Genomic DNA, 26280 nt, shown 5'->3' with positions numbered 1-26280 from the left:
CGCGGTTACAGTGCGGCCTTGACGACCTCGGCGAACGGAGTCGACGGCTTCCCGCGCAGGTCCGCGAGGTCGGTCGACGTGGAGTCGAGGGCGCCCTTCGCGGCGCCTGCGTCGGAGTTCGCGAGGATCGCGGCGAACGGTCCGGGGATCCCCGCGCCCTCCAGAGCGGCCGCGTAGTCGGCTTCGGGAACATCCTGGTAGGCGACCGGCTTGCCGCCGACCGCGGCGAACGTGGCAGCGATGTCGGCATACGTCAGGTGCTCGTCGCCCGCGAGCTCGAAGATCGCACCCGCCGGCGCGGTGAGCAGCGCTGCTGCGGCGGCGTCCGCATAGTCGGCGCGCGATGCCGGGGCCACGGAGCCGGTGCCCGCACTGCCCGCGAACACACCCGACTCCAGTGCGGGGGCGAGCGACTGGAGATAGTTCTCGGAGTACCAGCCGTTGCGCAGCAGCACCGTGTCGATGCCGCTGTCGGCGAGCAGCTTCTCGGTCGCTGCGTGTTCGTCGGCGAGCGCGAGCGGAGTGTCGTCGGCGCGCAGGATGGACGTGTACGCGATCAAGCCGACCTGTGCGGCTTCTGCGGCCCCGATGACGTTGGTGTGCTGCGGCAGCCGTTGGCCCACCTCGGAACCCGACACCAGGAGTAGCTTGTCGACGCCGGCCAGCGCTGAGCGCAGCGCCGCGGGATCGGTGTAATCGGCGACGCGGACCGTCACGCCTGCGGACGTCAATGCGTCGGCCTTGGCCTGGTTGCGCACCACGGCCACGATGTCGCCGGGGGCGACGCCGCGCTCGATGAGTGCGGTCACGGCGCTGCCGCCGAGTCCGCCGGTGGCGCCTGTCACTGCGTAGGTCGTCATGAGATGTCCCTTCGTCGGTTGGTTCCCAATCATCATGCACTTACTAAAAGTAATGTGCAATGGTGATCGTAAGCACAGGCAAAAGAACGAGCGTACGATGGCAGCATGTCCGCACCCCAGCAGTCTGAGAACGACGTCGACCCGACACTCGAGGCCGACGTCTTCTCGCGCAACTGCTCGTCGCGCGAGATCCTGCAGAACGTGACCAGCCGCTGGGGGCTGCTCGCGCTGGTGGCGCTGCTCGACGGCGAACTCCGCTTCAACGCGCTGCGCAGGCGAGTCGACGGGGTCAGCGAGCGGATGCTGTCGGTGACGCTGCAATCGCTCGAACGCGACGGCTACGTCCATCGCGAGATGCTGCAGGCGATCCCGCCGCGCGTCGAATACTCGCTGACCGAGATGGGGCGCGCAGTGGCCGAGCGGCTGACCGGGCTGATCGAACTCGTCGAAGGGCAGGTCGGGGCGGTCGGCGGCGCGCGCGCGGAGTACGACGCCCGCTGAGCAGGCCGACCGAGGTCAGGGCCGCAGCGCCGTGAGGGTACTGCCCTGACGGAGCACGATCGTGCCGTCCACGTTCTCGGCACTGCCGAGAATTGGGCGTGTCCAAGCCGGTCGTCCCGCATCCACCCCGCTCGAATCCACCCCGCTCGAATCCACGTTGTAGGCGGTCAGCTGGTTCGCGTTGGCGAAGACGACGACGTCGTTGGAGGCGCCGAGGCACGCGGCGTTGTCGATGTTCGCGTCGGGCGCGTCGAGGGCGGGCGCCGGCAGCGCGCCGCGACGGCCACCGTCGATCAGATCGAAGAAGACGCGCGACCGGTCTTTGCGTGCCACCGAGACGGTGGATCCGCAGGGACGCGCTCCCGCCTTCGACAGGTTCGGATCGGCGATCTGCCACAGCGCCTCACCGGTGCGCGGGTCGACGACCTCGTACCGTCCAGCGGCTTCGAGCGAGGAACCCTCGCCCGCCGGTGCGATGACCGGATAGGTGGACGGTCCGTGGACCAGCGACGAGTCCTTCGCCGTCCCGGACGGCCGGTCCGCGATCCCCGTGTCGGTGGCGGGGTAGAAGGTGACGGACTCCGCGCCGAGTGCGGTACGGGTGACGGTGATTCCGGTGAGGAAGCTGTCGATCGAGCACTGGGTGCAGGCGATCCGGTCGGTGCCGTCGTGCTGATCGACGACGAAGCTCGCGCCGTCGGCGGTGGCGACGACCAGCGCGCCGTGGGCGATGCCGACCCGCGCGGCGGCGGCGAATGTGCGGCTCCACAGGATCTCGCCGGTCGGGGTCCGCAGGCTCACCTGGTAGCCCGACTGATTGACGTGCACGAAGTTCTGGCCGAATCCGAGGACGGTCGCGGTGTCGTCGGCGTCCGCGACTCCGGTGAGTTCGCCGGTCGATCGGTCGGCCAGATAGAAGCCGTTCTTCGGGCCGTCGATCTGGAGGCGGATCGCGCAGCCGATCTCGCCTGCCGCGGTGATTCCGCAGCCGCCGAATCCGGCGTCGATCGGAGCGTCCCACTGCGGCCGCCCGGACCGGGAATCGACGAGCATGAACTCGTGCTTGAAGCCGACCGGGTACGAGATGAGCCAGTCGTGGCCGACGGTCGCGGCGACCGTGATCGCCCCCTGCCCGCCCGCGCCCGGGAGTTGGGTGTCGTCCAGCGTCCAGGCGTCGTCGGGGGCCGCCGCGTAGTTCGCCAGCACTCCCTGCGCCGACGCGTGGGGTGCGGTCGCGGGCGCCCCGGACAGCACGACGCCCGCGGTGACGACCAGGGCGACGGCGCCGACTGCGGCGACGGCGGGCATGCCGAACGGCAGGCGGTGCAAGAGGGCGCGCAGCGACATGCGATCAGTCAACCACGTGACCGCGGCGGGATCGGCGGGACGTGCGACGACGCCGGTCGGTGGCGGTGGAGTGCTCCGCACCGATGGGTCGGTGTGATGTGTCGCACGCTATCATCGTGGGCATGCCGAGCCCCCGAACGGGACCCTTGGGGGCGCTTCAAGGGCGCTGTTCCTCCGGTCTTGACGCTCGTTCGCTCAGGGCGTAGAGGTGCGGGAACATCGGCCTTGAGCGCGGCGTTGTCAACCACAGAACCCCGTCGCAGTCCAGGGCACCTGCCCGAGGCTAGGCGTAACAGCGGCGTTGTCGTCATTGACCACTACAGTGGAGGCAGGGCTGGTCGCCAGAGTTCGTCACAGACGTGACAGCGGCCGGGGCGCAAGCAATAAGAGGGAGAACAATGTTCGAACGGTTCACCGACCGCGCACGCCGGGTTGTCGTCCTGGCGCAGGAAGAAGCGCGGATGCTCAACCACAACTACATCGGTACCGAGCACATCCTCCTGGGTCTCATCCACGAGGGTGAAGGTGTCGCCGCCAAGGCACTCGAGTCGCTCGGCATCTCGTTGGAGGCCGTCCGCAGTCAGGTCGAGGAGATCATCGGTCAGGGGCAGCAGGCTCCGTCCGGTCACATCCCCTTCACCCCGCGTGCCAAGAAGGTGCTCGAGCTCAGCCTGCGCGAGGCGCTGCAGCTGGGTCACAACTACATCGGTACCGAGCACATCCTGCTCGGTCTGATCCGCGAAGGCGAGGGCGTCGCCGCGCAGGTCCTGGTGAAGTTGGGCGCCGATCTCAACAAGGTCCGCCAGCAGGTCATCCAGCTGCTCTCGGGATACCAGGGCAAGGAGCCTGCCGAGGCCGGTACCGGCGCGCGCTCGTCGGAGTCGGGCACGCCGTCGACGTCGCTGGTCCTGGACCAGTTCGGCCGCAATCTCACGACCGCCGCGAGCGAGGGGAAACTCGACCCCGTCATCGGCCGTGAGAAAGAGGTGGAGCGGATCATGCAGGTCCTCTCCCGTCGCACCAAGAACAACCCGGTCCTCATCGGCGAGCCCGGCGTCGGCAAGACGGCCGTCGTCGAAGGTCTGGCACAGGCAATCGTCGCGGGCAACGTCCCGGAGACGCTCAAGGACAAGCAGCTGTACACCCTCGACCTCGGTTCGCTGGTCGCGGGCAGCCGCTACCGCGGTGACTTCGAGGAACGGCTGAAGAAGGTCCTCAAGGAGATCAACACCCGCGGCGACATCATTCTCTTCATCGACGAGCTGCACCAGCTCGTCGGTGCGGGTGCGGCCGAGGGCGCGATCGACGCCGCCAGCATTCTGAAGCCGAAGCTGGCGCGCGGCGAGCTGCAGACGATCGGCGCCACGACGCTCGACGAGTACCGCAAGTACATCGAGAAGGATGCCGCGCTGGAGCGCCGCTTCCAGCCGGTCCAGGTCGGCGAGCCGTCGGTGGAGCACACCATCGAGATCCTCAAGGGCCTGCGCGACCGCTACGAGCAGCACCACAAGGTGTCCATCACCGACGGCGCCCTCGCGGCCGCGGCGACTCTCGCGGACCGCTACATCAACGACCGCTTCCTGCCGGACAAGGCGATCGACCTCATCGACGAGGCCGGCGCCCGCATGCGCATCCGTCGCATGACCGCGCCGCCAGACCTGCGCGAGTTCGACGACCGCATCGCCGATGCGCGCAAGGAGAAGGAGTCCGCGATCGACGCGCAGGACTTCGAGAAGGCCGCCAGCCTCCGCGACAAGGAGAAGCAGCTGGTCGCCGAGCGTGCCGAGCGTGAGAAGCAGTGGCGTGCCGGTGACCTCGACGTGGTCGCCGAGGTCAACGATGAGGAGATCGCGGAGGTCCTGGGCAACTGGACCGGCATCCCGGTCTTCAAGCTCACCGAGGAGGAGACCACCCGTCTGCTCCGCATGGAAGACGAGCTGCACAAGCGGATCATCGGTCAGCGCGACGCCGTCTCGGCCGTCTCGCGGGCCATCCGCCGTACCCGCGCCGGCCTCAAGGACCCGAAGCGTCCGTCGGGCTCGTTCATCTTCGCCGGCCCGTCCGGTGTCGGTAAGACCGAGCTCTCGAAGGCCCTCGCGAACTTCCTGTTCGGTGAGGACGACGCCCTGATCCAGATCGACATGGGCGAGTTCCACGATCGCTTCACCGCGTCGCGTCTGTTCGGTGCCCCTCCCGGGTACGTCGGATACGACGAGGGCGGCCAGCTCACCGAGAAGGTCCGTCGCAAGCCGTTCTCCGTCGTCCTGTTCGACGAGATCGAGAAGGCCCACCCGGAGATCTACAACACCCTGTTGCAGGTCCTCGAAGACGGTCGCCTCACCGACGGTCAGGGTCGCACGGTCGACTTCAAGAACACCGTCCTGATCTTCACGTCCAACCTGGGTACCGCCGACATCTCGAAGGCCGTCGGCATGGGCTTCAGCAAGGACGACGGTCGCGGCTCCAACTACGACCGCATGAAGATGAAGGTCAACGACGAGCTCAAGAAGCACTTCCGTCCCGAGTTCCTCAACCGCATCGACGACATCATCGTCTTCCACCAGCTGACGCAGGACGAGATCATCGAGATGGTCGACCTCATGATCGGCCGCGTGGAGACGCAGTTGAAGACCAAGGACATGGACCTGGAGCTGACCGAGAAGGCCAAGAACCTCCTCGCGAAGCGCGGCTTCGATCCGGTGCTGGGTGCGCGTCCGCTGCGTCGCACCATCCAGCGCGAGATCGAGGACCAGCTGTCGGAGAAGATCCTCTTCGAGGAGATCAAGGGCGGCCAGATCATCCTGATCGACGTCGACGGCTGGGACGGCGAGGGTGCGGGCGAGGACGCCAAGTTCACCTTCACCGGTTCCGAGCGTCCGCGCGCGGTCCCGGACGCTCCGGTGGAGCTCACGAAGACGTCGGAGGGCGACGCGAGCTGATCCCGGTGATCGGCTGACACGAACGACGCCGACCGCCGTCGGGAGAGATCCCGACGGCGGTCGGCGTTTCTCGTCGCCTGCTCGGTTCGCGCGGCCGCCGGGCCTGCCCCGCGGGGAGTGGTTCGGCGACGAACCTAGGATGGACAGCAACCGGTGCCGCGCGGATCGTCGCCGCGTACGTGGCCGACCGTGTGAGGGGAGATCGTGTCGTATCCTTTGGTGTTCCCGCCGCAACAGCCGGGGCCGCACGCCACCGGGCGGTACCAAGGCGTGGGATTCCTTACATGACACAGCGTTTGCGGAGCCGCATTAGGTGTTTATTCAGGTGAATGTGTGAAGATTTCCTTCATGCGTCCCTCCACCAGCAGACCGGCAGCAGCGCTCGCCGTCGTCGTCGCAGTCGTCGTGACGGCATTGGTCGGAATTGCGCTGTCCACCTCGCGCGGCGGACCGGCGTCGAGCACCGCGTCGATGGTGAACGCGGCGCATCCGAACGCTGCCGAACCGACCTACGTGGCGATGGGGAGTTCCTTCGCCGCGGGACCGGGTGAAGGTCCGGTAGTCGATCACCGATGCCTGCGCACCGCGGACAACTACCCCAGCCAGCTCGCCGAGAAGGTTGGCTTGAAGCTGGTCGACGTCAGCTGCTCGGGGTCCACCGCCGCGCAACTCGTCACGGGCCCGAAATCGCACCATGTGACCAAGCGTCGCCCGCAGGTGGAGGCGGTGGACCACGACACTCGGCTGGTGACCATCACCACCGGTGGCAACGACATCGACTTCATCGGGCGGATCATGACCGAGGCGTGCACCAACATGCGTGCGCTGGGAGTGGCGAAATGCGGTTCGGGCCGGCTGATCCCGGTGCCACCGAATCCAGCGGACTACGCACGCCTCGAGGCGTCGTTGATCCGCGCCGTCGACGAGATCAAGGCGCGCGGTCCCAACGCCGAGATCGTCCTCGTGGACTACACCCCGGTGGTGGCGATCAACGCGCCGCAGTGCTCGCTGCTGCCGCTGGCGCCCTGGCAGGTGGTCCAGGAGACCGAGATCGCCCGGCAGATGTCTGAGGTCAATCAGCGGGTGGCGGCACGGACCGGCGCCCAGCACGTGGTGACCACGCAGCTGGCGGCCGAGCATTCGGCATGCGGTCCGCAGCCCTGGGTCCGTGGCTTCGGGAAGAAGATGGTGTTCCACCCGAACGCCGCGGGGAAGACGGGGATCGCCGACCTGGTGGCGAGCCAGATCAGGATCTGACGATCAGGCCTTGACCGGCTTCGAGTCGTGCGCGGCGTTGCTCTGCTTGATGCCGACCACGATCGCTGACAGCAGCAGGAGAGCGCTCACCGCGGTGATCAGGAAGCCGAGGCGGGTGCCGACGGTCTCGTAGATCGCGAAGCCGATCGCGCCGCCGATCACCGCGACGAACGCGGAGCGACCCCAGCGCTGGATGCGCCAGTCGATCCGTTCGCGGCCGGTGGTGACCAGACTGATCGGGCTGCGACGCAGGACCTCCACCAGGAAGACGGTGACGACGACCGTCACCGCATAGGTGGCGAGCAGATTGAGCCACAGCGGGGCGTCGAGGTGTTCGCGCGAGATCTGCAGCACCGTCGACAACACGATGACGTGCGCCAGATAGATGCCGAACGACCGGTCTGCGGCCGTCTGCATCACCTTGTCGGGCCCGGAACCGGGGTGGCGTCGCTCCTGCCAGATGGTGCCGCAGATGTACAGGATGATGATGATCCCGACGAACATGAACGAGTTGTGGACCATGAACACGTTGGTGGCGCGGAACATCTCTTCGCCGCCGTTCACGTTGATCACGAAGTAGATGAGGGTGACGACGATGGTCACGATGGACAGTCCGACCAACGGTCCGCGGAAGCGCCGCATGAAGGCGCCGAACGCGTCGAAATGGTAGGCGGCCAGACAGCCCAGCAGAATGAAGAACTGGTACGGGAAGAGCGTGACGCCGAGGTACCTCCAGATCAGGCCGAGGACGCCGCTCTGGAAGATCTCAAGGGGTGGGCGGACCATGTGGAACAGCAGCCAGATGTGGAAGGTGCCGCTCACCGCGAGGAGATAGCGGTGGTATCCCCACGTCCGTTTGATGACCCACAGCACAGCGGGGAACACCAGATAGATCTGCATGCTCACCGAGAGGAAGTACAGGTGGTAGGCCGCGTTGCCGGTGGCGAGGTCGTAGACCAGGCTCTTCAGCGCCAGGCGTTCGCTTGCGCCGTCGGCGAAGATGTCACCGATCGCGTCCAGTCCGCCGCGTTGATAGTGGCGGTTGAGCCAATAGAACAGTGACCAGACCAGGAACGGCAGACCGATCAGCTTGTACCGCCTGCGCCAGAACGTCGGCGCATGGAGCTCGCGGTTGCGGTACTGGTAGGTCAGCACGAATCCGGTGAGCGCGAAGAAGCAGTAGCGCGTGTAGCGCAGCATCAGGCCGACACCCTGCGCGGCCATCGCAGTGATCGGCGCCATGCCCAGGATCACATGGTCGAGGATGACGCCGCCGAAGGTGAACAGTCGGACGAAGTCGATTTGGTGGAGGTGCCCGCCACCCTTCTTCTTCGGCGCCGGGCGAGTCTCGGAGGCGTCAGCCGCGGCGGCCTCGCCGGTCGCCGATCGGGTGCCCGCGTCGTCGGTCACGCGATCTGTCGCGTCCTCGATCTTCGCTTTGGTTTCTACCACCGGTGATCCCGTCATGAATTCTTCTCGATTCTTGCGACAGCATGCTGTCGCCTTGCAGAGGGTACTAGCAGGGGCAGGGGAAACACACTTTCCGCTGCGGCGAAACGCCGGGTTATCGCTGTATGCACCGTTCCAGTGTGGTTTTGATAACTGTCTGGGGACGGCTGATGTTCGGGTTTCGCGACCTTCGACAGGTGTGGTTACTATGTGACTGGAGTTATTTATGGGGCGGAAGGGGTTAGTTGTGCGTCAGCTCAGTTCGCGCACCGTCGTGCTGGCGAGCGTGTGCGCCGCGGTGATCGCCGGGGCGTCGCTCGCGGGGTCGGGAGTATCCGCGGCAGCACCGACGACGCCGGGGACCACCTCCGCGCCGACGACCGCTGCACCGAGCACGAGTGCGCCCGACGAGCCGTCGACGGCGAAGCTGCCGTCGCGGCTGGTGTCGCTCACGAAGGTCTCGCCCAACGAATCGCTGGCCGAGGTCTACTCGGGTGCGATGGGCAAGACGATCGCGCTCGACGTGCTGCGCCCGCAGGACAGCGACGACCCCGCGCCGATCCTCTATCTGCTCAACGGTGCGGGCGGTGGCGAGGACAGTGCCACCTGGCGCGCCAAGACCGACTACAAGCGCTTCTTCGCCGACAAGCACGTCAACGTGGTGACCCCGGTCGGCGGCGCCTTCTCTTATTACACCGACTGGCAGCGGGACGACCCGGTGCTCGGCCGCAACAAGTGGCAGACATTCCTCACCGAGGAGCTCCCGCCGATCCTCGACGCGGCGCTGGGCGCCACGGGCGCGAACGCGATCGCAGGCATCTCCATGTCCGGCACCTCGGTCTTCAATCTCGCGATCGCGGCGCCGAAGCTGTATCGGTCCGTCGCGGCGTACAGCGGCTGCGCGCGGACCAGCGACCCGCTGGGACAGGCGTACATCCGAACGGTGATCGGCGATCGCGGCCGCGGCGACGTCACCAACATGTGGGGACCGCTCGATGGACCCGGCTGGAAGGCCAATGACCCCTACCTGCACGCTTCGGCGCTCAAGGGCGTCAAGGTGTACATGACCTCCGGCACCGGGCTGCCCGGCCGCTACGACACCTTGGATGCTCGCCTGATCCACGGCGATCCCGCAGTCCTCATGGATCAGGTGGTGATGGGTGGCGTCATCGAGGCCGCCGTCCGCAGTTGCACCATTCAGATGCAGCAGGCGCTGAAGAAGGCCGACGTCGACACGACCGTCATCGACCGTCCGGTCGGCACCCACTCGTGGGAGTACTGGCAGAAGGACCTCCACACCACCTGGCCGATGATGGCGAAGGACCTCGGGCTCAAGTGAGCGGTGGGCGGGTGCCGGCACCGGGCACAATGTGCGCAGTGCGGCGTGAGCCCGCCCGTCAGTGGAAGTTGCCGAACCCGCCGCGGTAGAACAGCAGGGGGCCGTGGTCGACCGAGCCGATCACGAGATCGGTGACGCGGCAGACGACGATCGTGTGGTCGCCCGCGTCGTGCTCGGCGTCGACGGTGGCCTCTACATGTGCGAGTGCCTCGTGGATGACCGGTGCGCCATTGCCCGCCGGACTGTGGGCCACTCCGGCGAACTTATCGGTGCCGGATCGCGAGAACTGGCGGCACAGTCGACCCTGCGGGCCGGACAGCACGTTGATGCACACGTCGCCGCTGTTGCGCAGGCGCGGCCAACTGGACGAGGACTTGGCCGGGCAGAACGCGATCAGCGGCGGCTCGAGAGAGACCGAGACCACGGACTGGCAGGTGAGGCCGACGGGCTCGTCGCCGTCCCTCGCTGTGATGATGGCGACGCCGGTCGCGAAATGGCCCATGACGTTGCGCAGGTCGTCGGCCGAGACGTCCGCGGACTGCCTGCCGGGGCGGGGGAGTGTGCGCTGCATGAGGCTCCTCGGGGTCGGGTCTCCGGGCTGCGTCGGAGGACGGTCATCGTTGCCTTCGATGGTCGGTCGCGACCGCGATGGGCACAAGGGTTTGCCCCGCGACGCGGAAAACTGCTGCGCCAACGGTCGAGCCGAGTCGACGCCGTCGTCGGAACACCGAGCGGTAGTCGTCCGAACGGGGGATAGTAGACGAGAACGACCCCGCGACGGAGGGGTGTCGCGGGGTCGTCGAAGAATGTTCGTCAGTCGCGATCGAGCAGCAGTTTGACGGTCAGCTCCATGCGGTTGGTGACGTCGGTGGCCGACGCGCGGCGCGTGAGCCACTGGACCAGATTCGACATCCAGACGTCGGAGATGACGCGTGCGATCGCGAGCTCCTGGGCGCTGGGCGTCGCTGCGGGGTCCTTGTCGTCCATCATGGCGCCGGCCAGCAGCCGGTCGATGATGTCGGCGACGCGGTTCACCTCGCTGGTCGCCGACGCGTCGGCGAACATGAAGGCGCGTGTCATCGCCTCGGTGAGCAGCGGATCCTTCTGCATGGCGAAGGTGATCATGTCGAGGACGAAGCGCAGTCGTTCCACCGCGTTGTCGCCCTGCAGCGCGGTGCGGTCGGCGCGCGACTCCACCTTCTCCAACTCGCGGGCGAGCGCTGTCACCAGCAGGTGAACCTTCGACGGAAAGTAGCGGTACAGGGTGCCGACGGCGACGTCGGCCTTGTCGGCGACGGCCCGCATCTGCACCGCGTCGTAACCGCCCTTCGACGCCAGCAGCAGCGTGGCGTCGAGGATCCGTCGACGCCGCTCGCGCTGGGCCGCCGAACCGACCTCCGCGCCGGACAGCTGAGCCGGAGCGGGCGGCGGCGTCGGAAGGTCGGTCTCGGTTTTCGTCGATCCCGCGCCAGCCATAGAAATCTTCTCTCCTCGTTACCGTGCGTCCACCGGCCGTCAGTTGGCAGCGACCGGAAGATCGTGTACACCCAATGATTATTAGAACAGGTTCTAATTGGTGTTACCAACAAAATCGCGGAGGAGATCTCGGTGACAATCGCCACGTCAGCGGACCAGCGGGTCGTAGTCGACAGTATCGCTGCCTGGGCCCAGACGCGAAATGTTCGCGCACTGGCTCGCCGCGACCTCGATGATGCCGGCACGTCCTGGCGACAGCTCTGGGGGCAGATCGCCGATCTGGGACTGTTCGCCGCGGGGGTGCCGGACAGTGCGGGCGGCGCGGGTGGTTCGTTCGAGGACGTCGCGGTGATGCTCTCCGCGTGCGGCAACGAATTGGTGCCGGGGCCGCTCGCGTCGACGGTGGCCGCTGCCTACGCTCTCGCCGTTCAATCCGATCCGCTGGCCGACGCCGTGCTGACGGGGGAGCGACCGGTGGTGGTACCCGCCGACGCGCTCACCGACACCTGCGCGTACCGGGTCGATGAGGCCGGTCGCGTCGACCTCGGCCTGGTGCCCGGTTTCGTCCCCGACGCGCTCGTCGTTGCGCCGGTGCAGATCGACGACGTGTCCGCCTGGAGTCTCATCGATCCGTCGACTGTCGGTGTCGAGGCTACGGAGGTCGAGGGGCCGCTCGACGGCACCGCGGTTCCCCGGTCGGTGCGATTGACCGGCGTGTCGCCCGAGGCGCTCCTTCCGGTGCGCGAGCCGAGCATGCTTGTCCAGATGCTGCAGCTGGGGGTGGTCGCCTACCAGGCGGGCGTGGCGAGGCATGCGCTGACGACGGCTGTGGACTACGCGAAGGTCCGCACGCAGTTCGGCGCTCCGATCGGCTCGTTCCAGGCGGTCAAGCACATCTGTGCCGACATGCTCTGCCGTAGCGAGCAGCTCGGCGCCGCCGCCTGGGACCTGGCTCGCGCGCTCGACGACGTCGTCGCCGACCCGAGTCCCGACCGGTGCGAGCAGGCCGAACTCAGTCGACTGGCCGCCGTCGTCCTCACCGCCGATTTGGCGCCGGCGAACGCCAAGGATGCGATTCAGGTCCTCGGCGGCATCGGCTTCACCTTCGAGCACGACGCCCACCTGGACCTGCGGTCGGCACTGGCGGCACGACTGCTCCTCGGCGCGGGGGAGGCGCAGCGGGTGGAGCTGGCGCGGATCGGTCGAGACGGGCGACGCCGTGAATTCACGCCCGATCTCGTCGACGTGGAGGCGAGGCGACCGGCCATCGCCGCCACGGCCGACGCCATTGCGGCGGCGCCGCCGGAGGACCGTCGCGCCGAGCTGGCGCGGACCGGATTCTTGACTCCGCACTGGCCCGCGCCCTACGGGCTGTCGGCCGATCCGGCACTGCAGCTCCTGATCGACTCCGAGCTCGACCGCGTCGGCGTCGCCCGTCCCGATCTGGTCATCGCCGGGTGGGCGCTGCCGACCATCCTCGAGCACGGCACCGATGCGCAGCGGGAGAAGTTCGTCGCGCCGACGCTGGCGGGGGAGGTGCGTTGGTGTCAGCTGTTCAGCGAGCCCGAGGCGGGCAGTGATCTGGCCTCGCTCCGGACTCGTGCGGTCCGAACCGACGGCGGCTGGCTCCTCACCGGCCAGAAGATCTGGACGTCCGAAGCGCACATGTCGCAGTGGGCGGTCTGTCTGGCGCGGACGAATCCGGACGTGCCGAAGCATCGGGGGATCACGTACTTCCTGGTCGACATGGCAGCTGCGGGCATCGACATCCGACCGCTGCGGGAACTGACCGGTCGGGCGATGTTCAACGAGGTCTTTCTCGACAACGTCTTCGTGCCCGACGACATGGTGGTCGGCGAGGTCGACAACGGGTGGCGGCTCGCGCGCACCACCCTCGCCAACGAGCGCGTGGCGATGGGCGGATCCGGGCTCGGCAAAGAGGTCGACGCCCTGCTGCGGCAGCTCGACGACGCCGGTGTGGAGCTCACGCAGGCGCACGCCCTCGCGCTCGGCGGCATCATCGCCGACGCGCACATCGGCCGGGTCCTCGACGCTCGGTCGGTGGCGCAACGGCTCAGCGGGACCGATCCGGGTGCGACGTCGAGCGTCCGCAAGCTGATCGGCGTCGTGCATCGACAGTCCGTCCCGGATTTCGCGACTGATCTGCTCGGCACGGCCGGTCTGACGGCCAGTGCGGCCACCGGCTTCCTGCTGCTGAATCGATGCCTGTCGATCGCGGGCGGGACCACTCAGATCCTGAAGAACGCCGCAGCCGAGCGCATCCTCGGGCTGCCGCGAAGCTGAGGAATGTCCCGGATATCGCCATCTGTGACGACGGTCTCTCGTCATCTGCTACAAATAAATAGAACACGTTCTAATTTCTGAGGAGGAGCCGGGTGGATTTCGCCCTGGAGCCCGCCGCCGCCGCGGTCCGCGACGTCGCCGACGAGGCGATCAAGCGGCTGCAGCCCGACTGGGAGAGCAAGTTCGCCGACGATCTCGGCGGCTTCGATCACGCCGCCTGGGCGGCCCTGGTGGCGTCCGGCGTCACCGTCCTGCCGTTGCCGGAATCGCTCGGCGGCGACGACCTGCCGATCGACGCCCTGGTCCCGCTGCTCGGACGCGCGGGGCACGACGCCGTCGTCGCACCGCTCATCGGAACCCTGGTGTCGGCGCTGCTGCTCGCGGCCGCGCCGGAAGCGAATGCGCACGGTCGCTCGATCGTCGACGGCGGCTGGCACGCCGTGGCGATCGGCGAGCACGGTCGTGCGCTCGGGGAGCGGCCGACGCTCACCCTGACACGGACCGCCGACGGGGCTCGCCTCGACGGAGTCAAGACCGGAGTGCTCGCCGCCGAGGGCGCTGCCGCGATCGTCGCGGTCGCCGACACCGGCGTCGCGATCGTGCCCGCCGGGGTCCCCGGCATCACGATCACCCGCACCGCGTCGTCGTCCGGTCAGGGCGAGTACACGATCACCTTCGACGCCGTCGCGGTCCCGACGAGCGACGTCATCGCCGACGATCCGCAGCCGGCGATCGACGCCTACCGCGCACTGCTCGCGGCCTACGCCGACGGCCTGGTCGCCGGAGCCGTCGCGCGCACCGCCGAACACGTCTCCACCCGACAGCAGTTCGGCAAGCCGATCGCCGCGTTCCAGGCGGTCGGGCAGCAACTGGCCGACGTCTACGTGATCTCGCGGACGATGAATCTGGTCGCGACCGCCGCCGCGTGGGACATCGCCAACGAGGTGCCCGCCGAGGAGGATCTGGCGACCGCGATGTACTGGATCGCCGCCGAACTCCCCGCGACGCTGCGCATGATGACCCACCTGCACGGCGGCATCGGCGTCGACGTCACCTACCCGCTCCACCGCTACTTCTCGCTCGTCAAAGACGCCGCGCGTCTGGCCGGCGGCGCCCATTCCACCCTCGGCGTGCTGGCCGACGAGGCCGTGCCCGCCGAACAGGAGGCCCTCGCATGTTCCTAGCGTTCACCGAGGAGCAGCTCGCGCTGCGCGACGAGCTCCGCACCTACTTCGCAGGTCTGATCAGCCCGGATGAGGCGCGCACCATGCGCACCGAACGACACGGACCGACCTACCGCGACGTCATCGCGCGGATGGGCGCCGACGGCTGGCTGGGCGTGGGCTGGCCGACCGAGTTCGGGGGCAAGGGGTTCGGCGAGACCGAACAGCAGATCTTCACCAATGAGGCCGTCCGCGCGGACATCCCGCTGCCGTCGGTGACCCTGCAGACCGTCGGTCCCACCCTGCAGCGCTACGGCACGCAGGAGCAGAAGGACTTCTTCCTCCCGAAGATCCTCGACGGCAGCGTGCACTTCGCGATCGGCTACACCGAGCCCGATGCGGGCACCGACCTCGCCTCGCTGACCACTCGCGCGGTCGTCGATCCCGCCACCGGCGACTACCTCGTCAACGGGCAGAAGATCTTCACCACCGGCGGGCACGACGCCGACTACATCTGGCTCGCCTGCCGTACCGATCCGGAGGCGCCCAAACACAAGGGCATCTCGATCCTCATCGTCGACACCACCGATCCGGGCTTCTCCTGGACGCCGATCATCACCGCCGACGGCGCCCACCACGTCAACGCCACCTACTACAACGACGTCCGCGTGCCCGCGAGCATGCGCGTCTGCGAGGAGGGCGACGGCTGGAAGCTGATCACCACCCAGCTCAACCACGAGCGCGTGATGCTCGGTCCGTCGGGTCGCATCGGCGGGCTCGGCGACCGGGTTCGAACCTGGGCCGCCGCGGCTCGCTACCGCGGAACGCCCGTCATCGACCATCAGCGGGTGCGCCGACTGATCGCGCAGATCGGCGCGTACGAACGGCTCAACGAGCTGCTGAACTGGCAGGTCGCGTCGACCGGAGAGATCTCCATGGCCGACGCCGCCGCGACCAAGGTGTTCGCCACCGAACGCCTGCAGGTGATCTACCGGTTGATCGACGATGTGGTGGGGCACTACGGCGACTTCACCGAACCGGTCACCGCGGACTTCGTCGAGTGGCTGGACATGCAGGCCAAGCGGAACGTGGTCATCACTTTCGGCGGCGGCGTCAACGAGGTGATGCGCGACATGATCGGCACCGCAGGTCTCGGACTGCCCCGGATCAAGCGATAGGAGAGCAGATGACGATCACTCCCGACTCCACGCCCGAGCAGATTCGCGACGCCGCCGCCCGCATCGCCGATCGGGGCGCCAGCGCTCCGCGGGCCGGCCGCGATCCGATCAACCAGCCGATGATCAACAACTGGGTCGAGGCGATGGAAGACGCCAACCCGATCTACGTCGACGATGTCGCGGCCCGCGCCGCAGGTCATCCGGGAATCGTCGCACCGCCCGCGATGGCGCAGGTCTGGACCATGCGCGGACTGCACGGCGCCCGCACCGCCGACGACCCGCTGGGATTGGCCACCGAACTCTTCGACGAGGCGGGCTACACCTCCGTGGTGGCGACCAACTGCGACACCGTCTATCACCGGTACACCCGGCCCGGGGAGGAGGTGACGATCTCCTCGGAGCTGACCCAGGTGGTCGGCCCCAAACAGACGGCGTTGGGCGAAGGCTGGTTCTTCACCACCCGCAACACCTGGTGCGTCGGCACGGAGACGGTCGCGGAGATGGACTTCCGGATCCTGAAGTTCCGTCCTGCCCGCGCCGATCGTGGAGCCGACGAGGCGACTCGAGATCATCCCGACCTCGATCCGACCCGGTTGATCCGGCCGTCCGCGTCGCGCGACACCCAGTTCTTCTGGGACGGAATCGCCGCGCACGAACTCCGGATCCAGAAGCTGCCGGACGGTTCGCTCCGTCACCCGCCGATCCCCGCCACCTGGACCGAACGCGACGCCGACGGCCGGTTCCCCGGCACCGATTACGTGGTCGCCGCAGGCACCGGAACGGTCTACAGCTTCGTCGTGCATCACGCCCCGCGCGTCCCCGGCCGCGAACTCCCGTTCGTCGTCGCCCTCGTCGAACTCGACGCGGGAGTCCGCATGCTCGGTCAGCTCCGCGGAGTCGATCCCGAAGCGGTCGCCATCGGCCTGCCGGTGACCGTGGAGTTCCTCGACTTCCCGGCCGACGACGACAACGACGAACCCTGGCACCTGTACGCCTGGCGCGCGAAGGAGGCGCAGTGAACACCACGGTCATCGAAGCGGGACAGACGCTGCCGCCGCTGGTCATCGACGCGTCGCCGACCTTCGTCATCGCGACGGCCCTGGCGACCCGCGACTTCCAAGACGTCCACCACGACCGCGACCTCGCCCAGCAGAAGGGCTCCACGGACATCTTCGTCAACATCCTCACCGACACCGGCCTGGTGGAGCGCTTCGTCACCGATTGGGCGGGACCGCGCGCCCGCATCACCGGGATCAAGCTCAAACTCGGGGTCCCGTGGTACGCAGGCGACACCATCACGTTCACCGGCGAGGTGACCGACGTCGACGACGCAGCCGCCACCGTTGCAGTGACCGGCACCAACTCGCTCGGCAAGCATGTGATCTCGACGGTCACCCTCACCCGAGAGGAGGCGGCGGCATGAGCGAGCGCAGTCTGTCCGGCAAGGCCGCGATCGCGGGCATCGGCGCCACCGAGTTCTCCAAGGACTCGGGACGCAGTGAACTGCGATTGGCCGCCGAATGCGTCAACGCCGCACTCGCCGACGCGGGGCTCACCGCCGCCGACGTCGACGGTCTCGTGACGTTCACGATGGACACCAACATGGAGATCGCCGTCGCCCGTGCCACCGGCATTCCCGAGTTGACGTACTTCTCCCGCATCCATTACGGCGGTGGCGCGGCGGCGTCGACCGTGCAGCAGGCGGCCATGGCCGTCGCGACCGGCGTGTGCGACGTCGTCGTCGCCTATCGCGCGTTCAACGAGCGATCAGGCAATCGGTTCGGCCAGGTCAGCAAGGACGTCGCCAATCAGGCCAACTCGTCGGGCGCGGACAACGCGTTCTCGTATCCGCACGGATTGTCGACGCCGGCGGGCTTCGTCGCGATGGTGGCGCAGCGGTACATGCACGAGTACGGGGCCACCAGCGCGGACTTCGGCCGTATCGCCGTCGTCGATCGCAAGCACGCCGCGGTGAACCCGAACGCCTTCTTCTACGGCAAGCCGATCACCCTCGACGACCATCAGGCGTCGCGCTACATCGCCGAGCCGTTGCACCTGCTGGACTGCTGCCAGGAGTCCGACGGCGGCGTCGCGATCGTCATCGTCTCGCCCGAGCGCGCACGAGACCTGAAACAGAAGCCGGTCACCATCGCCGGCGCGGCGTCGGGCAGCGGCAGCGACCAGTTCATCATGACCAGCTACTACCGGGACGCGCTGCCCGAACTCGAGGAGATGGGTCTGGTCGGCCGCCAGCTCTACGCGCAGGCGGGACTGGGCCCGGCCGACATCGACATGGCGGTCCTCTACGACCACTTCACTCCGTACACGCTGATCCAACTCGAGGAGCTCGGATTCTGCGGTCGCGGTGAGGCGAAGGACTTCGTCTCACAGCCCGGCGCCCTCGAAGTCGGCGGCGCCCTGCCGCTCAACACGCACGGCGGACAACTCGGCGAGGCCTACATCCACGGGATGAACGGGATCGCCGAAGGCGTCCGGCAACTACGCGGCACCTCGGTGAACCAGGTCGACGGCGCACAGCACGTCCTCGTCACCGCAGGTACCGGCGTGCCCACCTCCGGCCTCATCCTCACCGCCTGACCCATCGACCGATCCAGTCGGCACTCCCAAGGAGATAGAAAGATGAAGTTCAACCTCGCAACCGTCTTCGAGACCGTCGCCGACGCCGTTCCCGAGCGCGTGGTCCTCACCTGGGAGGGGACGGACTACACCTATGCGGCGCTGGACCGGCTCGCCAATCAGGTGGCACACCACTTCGCGGCACACGGGGTCGGCAAGGACGACAACGTCGCGCTCTACCTGAAGAACAGCGTCGAGCACGTGACGTCGCTGATCGGGCTGATCAAGATTCGCGCGGTGCCGGTGAACGTCAACTACCGGTACACGGACGCCGAACTGGAGTACATCTTCGACAACTCCGATTCCGCGGCGATCGTCGTCGAACTGCCCGAGCACCAGCGCAGCGTCGCCGAACTGATGGCGAAGCTGCCCGCGTTGCGCACCGTGTTCGTCATCGGAGAGATCGTGGACGAGCTGCGCGACGCCGCCGCTGCACTCGACGGCCGCACCGTCGAGATCGTCGCCTTCGACGGCTACCGCGAGAAGCCGACCGACCGCGACTTCGACGCTCGGACCGGCGAAGAGATCTACATGATCTACACCGGCGGGACCACCGGTTATCCCAAGGGCGTCATGTGGCGGCACGACGACTTCTTCCGCAAGCCGATCTCCGGCGGCAACCCGTACGGACCGGCGCGCGCCGACTACGCGGAACTGGCGAAGGAGGTCCAGAACTTCCCGTCGATGTCGTTCCTCATCGCCGCTCCGCTGATGCACGGCGCCGCGTCGTACTCGCTGTTCACGTTCATCTCGCTCGGCAGTCGTCTGATCCTGGAGCGCGACTTCGACGCCGAGAAGATCATCCGCAACATCGGTCGCGACAAGACACAGATGATCCTCATCGTCGGCGACGCGATGGGCATGCCGCTCGCCGACGAGATGGAGAGGCAGAAGGACACCGCCGACTTCTCGACGCTGTTCTCGGTCACGTCGGGCGGCGCGCTCTGGAGCCAGAGCTGCAGGGAGCGGATGCTCGCGGTCAAACCGGATCTGCTGCTGCGCGACAACTTCGGCGCGTCCGAGTCGGGCAACGACGGCGAGATCAAGATGGACGACAACGGCAACCTGATGGTCCCGCCGACCGACAAGATGATGGTGGTGGACGAGCGGTTCCGGCAGATCACCACGCCGAACGAGGTGGGGCACATCGCCCGAATTGGCAACATTCCACTCGGCTACTACAAGGACCCGGAGAAGACCGCCCGCACCTTCCCGACGCTGGACGACGGCACGCGCATCTCGGTGCTCGGCGATATGGGCTACCTGCGCGAGGACGGCAGCATCATCTTCCTCGGCCGCGGCAGCCAGTGCATCAACACCGGTGGCGAGAAGGTCTACGCCGAAGAGGTCGAGGGCGTGCTGCACGCCCACCCCGCCGTGGCCGACGCACTGGTCGTGCCTGCGCCGGACGCCAAGTACGGGCAGCGCGTCGCCGCCGTGATCTCGCTGAAGCCCGGCGCCGCCGAGCCGTCGCTGGAGGAGATCCAGGAGCACGCCCGCGTGACCCTCGCGCGCTACAAGGTGCCGCGCACCATCGTCATCGTCGACGAGGTCAAGCGCACGCCCGCGGGTAAGGCCGACTACAAGTGGGCCAAGGCGACTGCCGAGAATGCCGGCGCGACTGTCTGATCTCGCGCCGACCGCAGTTCTGTGAGAAAACTCGGTCGCGCCGCGCGGCGACGACTACTCTTCACAGCACCTGTCTCCTCACTGAACGGACGGACGATGAAAACTCGGCAACTCTTCTTCGCCCCGCTGATCGCGGCGCTCGCCCTGCTGACCGCCTGCGGCGGCGACGACAGTTCGTCCACTGGAAACGATGATGCGAACACCAAGGCGTATCTGCAGGTCGTGAACGGCGTCGGCGTCGATTTCGGGAGTGACGACGCCGCGATCGAAGCGGGTAAGAAGGCCTGTTCTCAGTTGGAATCGGGAAGTTCCATGCTCGACGTCACCAACGATATGAAGACCGAGGCGGGCAACACCGCGTCGGCCGCCGCCGTGGTCGGTGCCGCGATCTCGTCTCTCTGCCCGGATCAGAAGGACAAGCTCGTGCCCTCCATGCCGTCGATGCCGTCGATCGAGATGCCGTCGATGTCGGACCTGCCGTCGCTGCCGACGAACTGAGGCCGACCGCCTCCCAAACCAGGCCGTCTCGGCGTGTCCGCGTCCGCCGCCGACAGGTGCGTCGTCCCGGACGACGCTCCTGTCGGCGGGAGACGCAAAGTCTGCGGACTACGGCAACTCGGCGTGCTGCCGCAGCCCACCGACCCCGTCCAACTCGACGACGGTGTCCAGACCCAACTTCTCCAGGAACGGGTAGTCGTGACTGACGACGATCAGCGCGCCGCGATAGGCGAGCAGGGCGTCGACCAGTTGCTCCACACTCGCGACGTCCAGGTTGTTGGTCGGCTCGTCGAGGATCAGCACGTGGGCGACCGGATCGGCGAAGAGCAGTTTCGCCAAGCAGACGCGGAAACGCTCGCCGCCCGACAGCGTCGACACCGGGCGGTCCACCGCGGCGCCGCGCAGCAGGAGTCGCGCCAGGCGGTTTCGGATGAGACCCGCATCGGCGTCGGGAGCCACCGCCTGCACGTTCGCGAGGGCGTTCGCAGTCTCGTCCAGACCGTCCAGGCGCTGCGGCAGATAACCGAATCGCTCGGTGAGCAGACGACCTCCCGCGCGCCCCGCCGACGGCTCGACTCCGGACACCATCGCTTCGAGCAGGGTGGTCTTGCCGGACCCGTTCGGCCCCACCACCGCCACCCGCTCGGGCCCCTGCACGATCACCGTGCGCTCACCGTCGGTGAACTCGGCGATCCGCCTACTGCGGGGCACCGCGGGATCGGGGAGGTCGAGACTGATGTGGTCGTCGTCGCGGACCCTCGCATCGGCGGCATCGACGGCGGCCTGCGCCGCCTGGACCTTCTGATCGAGTCCGGTACGCAGTGACCCCGCCGAGTTCTGCGCCGCGTTGGCGCGCATGCCCTGCACGATCTTCGGAATGCCGCCGTCACGGGCTGTCTTCTTCGCGGTCCGTTCTCGGCGGGCGAGCTTGGTCTCGGCCTCCACCCGCTGGCGCTTCTCGGTCTTGAGCGTCTGCTGCGCCGTCCGCGCGGCCTGGACCGCCGCGGCCTGCTCCTGCTCCACGTACGCGCGCCACTCGCTGTACGGCCCGCCGAAGACTTCGATCCGACCGGCGCGCAGTTCGGCGGTGTTCTCCATGCGTTCGAGCAACTCGAGGTCGTGGCTGACGACGACCAGGGTGCCGGGCCAGTCGTCGATCATCTCCGCGAGCCGCGCCCGCGTCGGGCGGTCGAGGTTGTTGGTCGGCTCGTCGAGCAGGGTGATGGCGGTACGACGCAACCGCAGACCGCTGACGGCCACCAGCATGGCCTCACCGCCGGAGAGTTCGGCGACGCGGCGGTCGAGGTCGGCCGCCGAGAAGCCGATCCGGCCGAGGGCCTCGTCGGCGCGTCCCTCGATGTCCCAGTCGTCGCCGATGGTGTCGAAGTGAATCGGGTCGGCGTCGCCGGATTCGATGGCACGCAACGCGGTCCGCACCGCAGAGATGCCCAGGAGATCGGCGACGGTGGCGTCGGCGGCCAGCGTCAGGTCCTGCGGGAGGTAGCCGACGTCGCCTGCGACGTCGACTCGGCCGGAGGCGGGCGCCAACCGTCCCGCCACCAGTTTGAGCAGCGTGGACTTACCCGAACCGTTGCGGCCGACGAGGCCGGTCCGGCCCGGGACGAATGAGCCGTCGACATGGTCGAGGGCGATACTGCCGTCCGGCCAGGCGAACGAGACGTCGTGCAATGCGATCGACGACGGGGGCAGAGACATGAGGAGATCCTTCGTGAGAAGACGACGCAGGCCGGTCGAGACGGCACGACATGCGGTCGGAATTGGACAGACGGGTGCCGTGTGACGGCGTCAGATTCTGTCGACCTCGATCTCCACGTCGGCCACCATACCCTCCAGCGGGCTGACGAGCCACGCGATTGACCACGACGACGCCGCGCACCTCGATCGGTGCGCGGCGTCGCGGTGGCCGGTCAGCCGATCCGCATGGGATTCACAGCAGCTCCAGTGACCGGTAGGTCGACTTCAGGTTCGGGTAGGCGGCCAAGCGTTCCGGCCCCAGTTCGCGACCGATCCCGCTGCTCTTGACACCGCCGAACGGCGCGATCGGGTCGGGGATGTAGCGGCCGATGCCGATGGTGCCGGTCTGGACGGCCGATGCCACGCGGTGGGCGCCGGGTCGCTGCGGGGTGCGGTCTGTGGTGTCGATCACTCCACAGTATGCCTATCCGCCGATTTCGGAAGCGACCGCTGCCGCGTTGACCTTCGTCAGGACGGTGTGCAGTTCTTCCAGCAAAGGCAGGTCGCCGCCGAGCGCGTCGACCACCTGCTCGGGGATCGCCAGTGCTTGCTCGCGCAGCGCGACGCCGGCGTCGGTGAGGTGGATCTCGACACTGCGCTCGTCGTCGCCGCTGCGTCGTCGCTCGATGACGCCGTCCGTCTCGAGTCGTTTGAGCATGGGGGAGAGGGTCGCCGAGTCGAGTTGGAGGAGGTGCCCGATCTCCTTGACCGGCAACGGTGCGTGCTGCCACAGCGCCAGCATCACCAGATACTGCGGATGGGTGAGGCCGAGCGGGTGAAGCAGTCGGCGGTACACACGCAGCACCGAGCGGTTTGCCAGCGCGAGTGCAAAGCACACCTGGCGTTCGAGGAGCAGTGGGTTTCCGGCGATCGCGACCATGTGACCGATTCTACGACAGTTCAGTAGCGCACGATCTAATCGTGCAGTAGATTGGGTATTAATTAATAGCGCACGATCTATCTTCGAGAGGTTCGACATGAGTAGTCGCCCGAATCCGGTTCAGTGGGTCAGGTATGCGTACGGTGCGAAGCTGCCGGACAGCAAACGGGAGTGGGTGCGCAACGATCTGACCGGTCCGATGGCGACACCACGCCACTTGATCCGCACGCAGTTCGCGTTCTCACCCCTGTACCTGGCGTTGTTCTTCGCGTTCGACGGCGCCGTGTGGATCCGCGCGTTGATGGTCTTGCTCGCGGTGCTGCTGGCGCTCATCTTCTCGGCCGCATACATGGCGCAGAACCGCGTGGTGCGGATGCGCAAGCACGGCCTGGGTCATTCGCCCCTGACGCAGCGGCAGCGGGTCCAGGCCGACGCCGCGAAACTGCGCTACGACGAGGTCTACGTCTCGCGCCGCGCCTGACCTGACGGTCACGACGTGCGGAGCACTCCGTTCTCGACGGTGAACCACGCGTCGGACGCGGTGCACGAGATCGAGTCGTGCGGCAGCGCGGTGCAGGAGAGTCCGCCCACGGTGAGGCGCTTGCCTGCGGGGAGCGGCTTCGCGACCTCCGGGCCGCCCTCGATGATGGTGGCTCGGGCGCCCTCTCCGGTGAGCACGACCGCATTGGGCGCCGCGGTGAAGCCGTCGACGCTGATGGTCGGAGCCTCCGGCGGGTACGGAGCCGAGCAGGTGACCTGCGGCGGGACCTGATCCGTCGCGGTGGTCAGAGCGCATTCACGCAGCGGCTTCCGGGAATAGCTCCACCGATAGCGGCCGGAGTGTCCGTCGACGGTGTAGTCGGCGGGATCCACATCGACGGCCGACGAGGTGTCCGGCGTCAGCGGCACCGAGGTGATGGTGATGGTCGACGTGCCCGCTGCGGGCGGGGTGACCGCGCTGATCCCCGGAGGCGTGCTGGCATCGGTCGACGGCGCGGTGTCGGATCCGCACGCGGTCGCCAGCGCGGCGCCGGCGAGAGCCATGACTGCTGCGATCCACACTCGTTTCACCGCTGCCCCCTGCCTGGATCGCCCCGCCGCGACCGCCCGTGTTCCGGGCGCTGGCGTCGGGATTCTCGCGGATGTCTGTGGTCTCTCAGATTACCCGTCCGTGCTGCCGGAATTCGCCGGGCGTCAGAGCGCCGACACGACGGTGTTCAGCCGATGGCCGGCGGCGCAGTGTGCTGCTGATGGCGACTCACTCGTCCGACGGCATGACGGCCCGCGGGGCGAACCAGCCGAGGCCGACCGCGCCGACGAGGAGAATCGATCCCAACACCAGGCAGGCCGACTGCAGTGGCGGCAGGAAGGCCGCTTGGGCGCCGTCGACGATCCGTTGCGCCAGCGGTGCGGCGTTCGCGGGCAGCTGCTCGGCGACCTTCATCGCCCCCACCAACGAGCCGCGGATCCCGTCGGCCGCCTGCTGTCCGGCGTCGGGCGAGATCGCGGAGATCTGCTGGTGGGCGAGGTCGGCGGTCGCGCCGATGCGCTCCTCGTAGCCTGCGGCCAGCATGCTGCCCGCGAGCGCGATGCCGATCGCCGCGCCCAGTTCCCGAGCGGTGTCGTTGACCGCCGAGCCGACGCCCTGATTCTCGAGCGGCGTATTGGACATGATGGCGGTGGTCGACGGCGCCGTCGCGAGTCCGATGCCGATCGCGACCACGCCGAGCATGATGCCGAGCTTCCAGTACGTGTCGGCGTCGACCAGCCCGATCGAGAGAACACCGATGCCTGCGATGGCGATCCCGCCGGAGAGCACGATGCGCAGCGAATCGAAGCGCACCGCGACCCAGTTGCCGAGCATGGCGAACACGCCGACGCCGACCACCATCGGAAAAAGCGCGACGGCCGACTTGAGCGGCGAGTAGCCGAACACGAGTTGGAGTTGCAGCAGGAGCAGATAGAAGACCCCGAACGACGCGAGGAACTGGAGTGCGACGGACAGCGAGCCGGAGGCGAATGCGCGATTGCGGAACAGGCGCACGTCCAACAGTGGCGAGACGCGACGCAGTTCGATGATCACGAAGCTCGCCCCCATGGCCACGCCGCCGATCAGGCACACCAGGATCAGCGGATCGGACCAGCCCCGATGCGGCGCTTCGAGCAGTCCGAAGACGATGCCCGCCACCGCGGTCATGGAGGTCAGTGAACCGACGAGATCGAAGGCGCCGGGGGCGTCGTCTTTCGAACTGCCGATCGTCAGCGTCACGAGCAGGGTGGCCAGCGACGAGACGGCGAAGGTGATGAACACCGAGTGCCAACTGAAGAAGTTCAGCAGCACGCCGGTGACGAAGAAGCCGAGGATCGCGCCCGCGCCGGCGACGCCCGCCCACACGCTGATCGCGATGGCCCGCTTCTCGCGCGGGACGCCCGCACTGATCAGCGACAGGGTGGCGGGCATGATCATGGCGGCGCCCGCGCCGGCGATCAGGCGCGTCACGATCAGTTGCGTCGGAGTGTCGACCCAGACGGCGGCGAGGGACGCGACGCCGAAGACGGCCAGGCCGACCAGCAGGACGGGCTTGCGGCCGAGTCGATCGCCGATCGCGCCCGCGGGCAGCAGGAGTGCGGCCAAGACCAGCGTGTAGCCGTCGATGATCCAGGTCATCTGGCCGGTCGTCGCGCCGGTCGAGAGAGCGATGTCGGGGAGCGCGGTGTTGAGTGCGGCCATCGCCGCGACCACCAGGCTCACCGCGAGGCAGGCGACCAGCACCAGCCACCACATCGCGAACGAAGGTGATCCGCTCACCTGATCGTCACTGCGTCTTCCCCCGACACGCACCATCAGTTCACCGCTTTCATTTGTAACTTGTGACACATTGGTCACACGGACAACAGATCACTCTCAAACCGAAAGGTGATCACCATGGCCTCCAACCACGTCACGTCCAGCCGCGTAACTCCGTTGCCGCAGGGCCGGATCCACGTCTGGCGCATGCTGGTGATGCTGGCGATCCTGGTGGGCGTGTTCGCCGCACTCCTGCTGATAGTGGCAAGCGCGGTCTGAT

The 26280-nt window shown here is 67.6% G+C and carries 24 protein-coding genes and 1 pseudogene; 14 read left to right on the top strand and 11 right to left on the bottom strand.

Features of this window, described 5'->3' with window-relative positions; translation table 11 throughout:
• Positions 1 to 5: 5 nt before the first annotated feature.
• The gene (locus GH2_RS13040) at positions 6 to 860 is read right to left on the bottom strand and encodes an NmrA family NAD(P)-binding protein (protein WP_066168710.1); all 855 of its coding nucleotides are present in this window, start codon (positions 858 to 860) and stop codon (positions 6 to 8) included.
• Between the two features lie 105 nt (positions 861 to 965).
• On the opposite strand from GH2_RS13040, the gene GH2_RS13035 reads away from it, so the two are divergent.
• Positions 966 to 1361 (top strand): winged helix-turn-helix transcriptional regulator, encoded by a 396-nt coding sequence (locus GH2_RS13035; protein ID WP_066168707.1) that lies wholly within the window; start codon positions 966 to 968, stop codon positions 1359 to 1361.
• Positions 1362 to 1376: 15 nt separating this feature from the next.
• Here the strand turns inward: GH2_RS13035 and GH2_RS13030 are convergent, their stop codons facing one another.
• Positions 1377 to 2789, bottom strand: coding sequence for a PQQ-binding-like beta-propeller repeat protein (locus tag GH2_RS13030; protein ID WP_244885385.1), 1413 nt, complete (start codon positions 2787 to 2789; stop codon positions 1377 to 1379).
• A gap of 317 nt (positions 2790 to 3106) precedes the next feature.
• Between GH2_RS13030 and GH2_RS13025 the strand changes: the two genes are divergently transcribed.
• A complete protein-coding gene (locus GH2_RS13025; RefSeq protein WP_066168702.1) occupies positions 3107 to 5647 on the top strand; it encodes an ATP-dependent Clp protease ATP-binding subunit in 2541 nt (846 codons plus the stop codon).
• A 333-nt stretch (positions 5648 to 5980) separates the two neighbouring features.
• Positions 5981 to 6904, top strand: a complete 924-nt coding sequence (locus tag GH2_RS13020; protein WP_244885384.1) for an SGNH/GDSL hydrolase family protein — start codon at positions 5981 to 5983, stop codon at positions 6902 to 6904.
• A 3-nt stretch (positions 6905 to 6907) separates the two neighbouring features.
• Here the strand turns inward: GH2_RS13020 and GH2_RS13015 are convergent, their stop codons facing one another.
• Entirely contained in the window at positions 6908 to 8371 is a 1464-nt protein-coding gene (locus GH2_RS13015; RefSeq protein ID WP_169802454.1) for an acyltransferase, read from the bottom strand.
• Between the two features lie 234 nt (positions 8372 to 8605).
• Positions 8606 to 8806, bottom strand: coding sequence for a hypothetical protein (locus tag GH2_RS22005; protein WP_244885383.1), 201 nt, complete (start codon positions 8804 to 8806; stop codon positions 8606 to 8608).
• On the opposite strand from GH2_RS22005, the gene GH2_RS13010 reads away from it, so the two are divergent.
• Complete coding sequence (locus GH2_RS13010; RefSeq protein WP_244885382.1) at positions 8796 to 9692, top strand: alpha/beta hydrolase; 897 nt, start codon at positions 8796 to 8798, stop codon at positions 9690 to 9692. The genes GH2_RS22005 and GH2_RS13010 overlap by 11 nt on opposite strands.
• 58 nt (positions 9693 to 9750) lie before the next feature.
• Here the strand turns inward: GH2_RS13010 and GH2_RS13005 are convergent, their stop codons facing one another.
• Together GH2_RS13005 and kstR are read right to left on the bottom strand one after the other, a co-directional pair.
• Positions 9751 to 10263 (bottom strand): flavin reductase family protein, encoded by a 513-nt coding sequence (locus tag GH2_RS13005; RefSeq protein ID WP_066168696.1) that lies wholly within the window; start codon positions 10261 to 10263, stop codon positions 9751 to 9753.
• 242 nt (positions 10264 to 10505) lie between these two features.
• The gene (gene kstR / locus GH2_RS13000; protein ID WP_157086085.1) at positions 10506 to 11168 is read right to left on the bottom strand and encodes a cholesterol catabolism transcriptional regulator KstR; all 663 of its coding nucleotides are present in this window, start codon (positions 11166 to 11168) and stop codon (positions 10506 to 10508) included.
• 132 nt (positions 11169 to 11300) lie between these two features.
• Between kstR and GH2_RS12995 the strand changes: the two genes are divergently transcribed.
• The 8 genes from GH2_RS12995 (at position 11301) to GH2_RS12960 (ending at position 20577) form a co-directional block, all read left to right on the top strand.
• Positions 11301 to 13472, top strand: coding sequence for an acyl-CoA dehydrogenase family protein (locus GH2_RS12995; RefSeq protein ID WP_066168693.1), 2172 nt, complete (start codon positions 11301 to 11303; stop codon positions 13470 to 13472).
• Positions 13473 to 13564: 92 nt separating this feature from the next.
• Positions 13565 to 14656: an acyl-CoA dehydrogenase family protein gene (locus GH2_RS12990; RefSeq protein ID WP_066168688.1), complete on the top strand. Its 1092-nt coding sequence runs from the start codon at positions 13565 to 13567 to the stop codon at positions 14654 to 14656.
• Entirely contained in the window at positions 14647 to 15813 is a 1167-nt protein-coding gene (locus tag GH2_RS12985) for an acyl-CoA dehydrogenase family protein (RefSeq protein ID WP_066168685.1), read from the top strand. The genes GH2_RS12990 and GH2_RS12985 overlap by 10 nt, the downstream gene beginning before the upstream one ends.
• Before the next feature lie 8 nt (positions 15814 to 15821).
• Positions 15822 to 16832 (top strand): bifunctional MaoC family dehydratase N-terminal/OB-fold nucleic acid binding domain-containing protein, encoded by a 1011-nt coding sequence (locus GH2_RS12980; protein ID WP_066168682.1) that lies wholly within the window; start codon positions 15822 to 15824, stop codon positions 16830 to 16832.
• A complete protein-coding gene (locus tag GH2_RS12975) occupies positions 16829 to 17236 on the top strand; it encodes a MaoC family dehydratase (protein ID WP_066168679.1) in 408 nt (135 codons plus the stop codon). Before GH2_RS12980 ends, GH2_RS12975 begins: the two co-directional genes overlap by 4 nt.
• Positions 17233 to 18411: a lipid-transfer protein gene (locus GH2_RS12970; RefSeq protein WP_066168676.1), complete on the top strand. Its 1179-nt coding sequence runs from the start codon at positions 17233 to 17235 to the stop codon at positions 18409 to 18411. The genes GH2_RS12975 and GH2_RS12970 overlap by 4 nt, the downstream gene beginning before the upstream one ends.
• Before the next feature lie 42 nt (positions 18412 to 18453).
• Complete coding sequence (locus GH2_RS12965; protein WP_066168674.1) at positions 18454 to 20079, top strand: AMP-binding protein; 1626 nt, start codon at positions 18454 to 18456, stop codon at positions 20077 to 20079.
• A gap of 96 nt (positions 20080 to 20175) precedes the next feature.
• Entirely contained in the window at positions 20176 to 20577 is a 402-nt protein-coding gene (locus GH2_RS12960) for a DUF732 domain-containing protein (protein ID WP_084247481.1), read from the top strand.
• 108 nt (positions 20578 to 20685) lie between these two features.
• Here the strand turns inward: GH2_RS12960 and GH2_RS12955 are convergent, their stop codons facing one another.
• The 3 genes and pseudogenes from GH2_RS12955 to GH2_RS12945 form a co-directional block, all read right to left on the bottom strand.
• Entirely contained in the window at positions 20686 to 22293 is a 1608-nt protein-coding gene (locus GH2_RS12955; RefSeq protein ID WP_066168672.1) for an ABC-F family ATP-binding cassette domain-containing protein, read from the bottom strand.
• Between the two features lie 232 nt (positions 22294 to 22525).
• Positions 22526 to 22705: pseudogene (locus tag GH2_RS12950) on the bottom strand (aldehyde dehydrogenase family protein); the annotation flags it as partial.
• A 51-nt stretch (positions 22706 to 22756) separates the two neighbouring features.
• Positions 22757 to 23212: a MarR family winged helix-turn-helix transcriptional regulator gene (locus tag GH2_RS12945; protein WP_066168668.1), complete on the bottom strand. Its 456-nt coding sequence runs from the start codon at positions 23210 to 23212 to the stop codon at positions 22757 to 22759.
• 97 nt (positions 23213 to 23309) lie between these two features.
• On the opposite strand from GH2_RS12945, the gene GH2_RS12940 reads away from it, so the two are divergent.
• Entirely contained in the window at positions 23310 to 23693 is a 384-nt protein-coding gene (locus GH2_RS12940; protein WP_066168666.1) for a DUF5313 family protein, read from the top strand.
• An 8-nt stretch (positions 23694 to 23701) separates the two neighbouring features.
• On the opposite strand, the gene GH2_RS12935 is transcribed toward GH2_RS12940, so the two are convergent.
• Positions 23702 to 24256, bottom strand: coding sequence for a hypothetical protein (locus GH2_RS12935; protein WP_066168664.1), 555 nt, complete (start codon positions 24254 to 24256; stop codon positions 23702 to 23704).
• Between the two features lie 214 nt (positions 24257 to 24470).
• Complete coding sequence (locus GH2_RS12930) at positions 24471 to 25997, bottom strand: MFS transporter (protein ID WP_239588892.1); 1527 nt, start codon at positions 25995 to 25997, stop codon at positions 24471 to 24473.
• Positions 25998 to 26138: 141 nt separating this feature from the next.
• Between GH2_RS12930 and GH2_RS21755 the strand changes: the two genes are divergently transcribed.
• Positions 26139 to 26279 (top strand): hypothetical protein, encoded by a 141-nt coding sequence (locus tag GH2_RS21755; protein WP_169802452.1) that lies wholly within the window; start codon positions 26139 to 26141, stop codon positions 26277 to 26279.
• Position 26280: the final 1 nt, after the last annotated feature.

It is taken from the genome of Gordonia hydrophobica NBRC 16057 (assembly GCF_001592365.1).
GTDB lineage: Bacteria > Actinomycetota > Actinomycetes > Mycobacteriales > Mycobacteriaceae > Gordonia > Gordonia hydrophobica.
The sequence above is the reverse complement of the archived record's forward strand: the minus strand, read 5'-3'. Positions and strand labels throughout refer to the sequence as shown.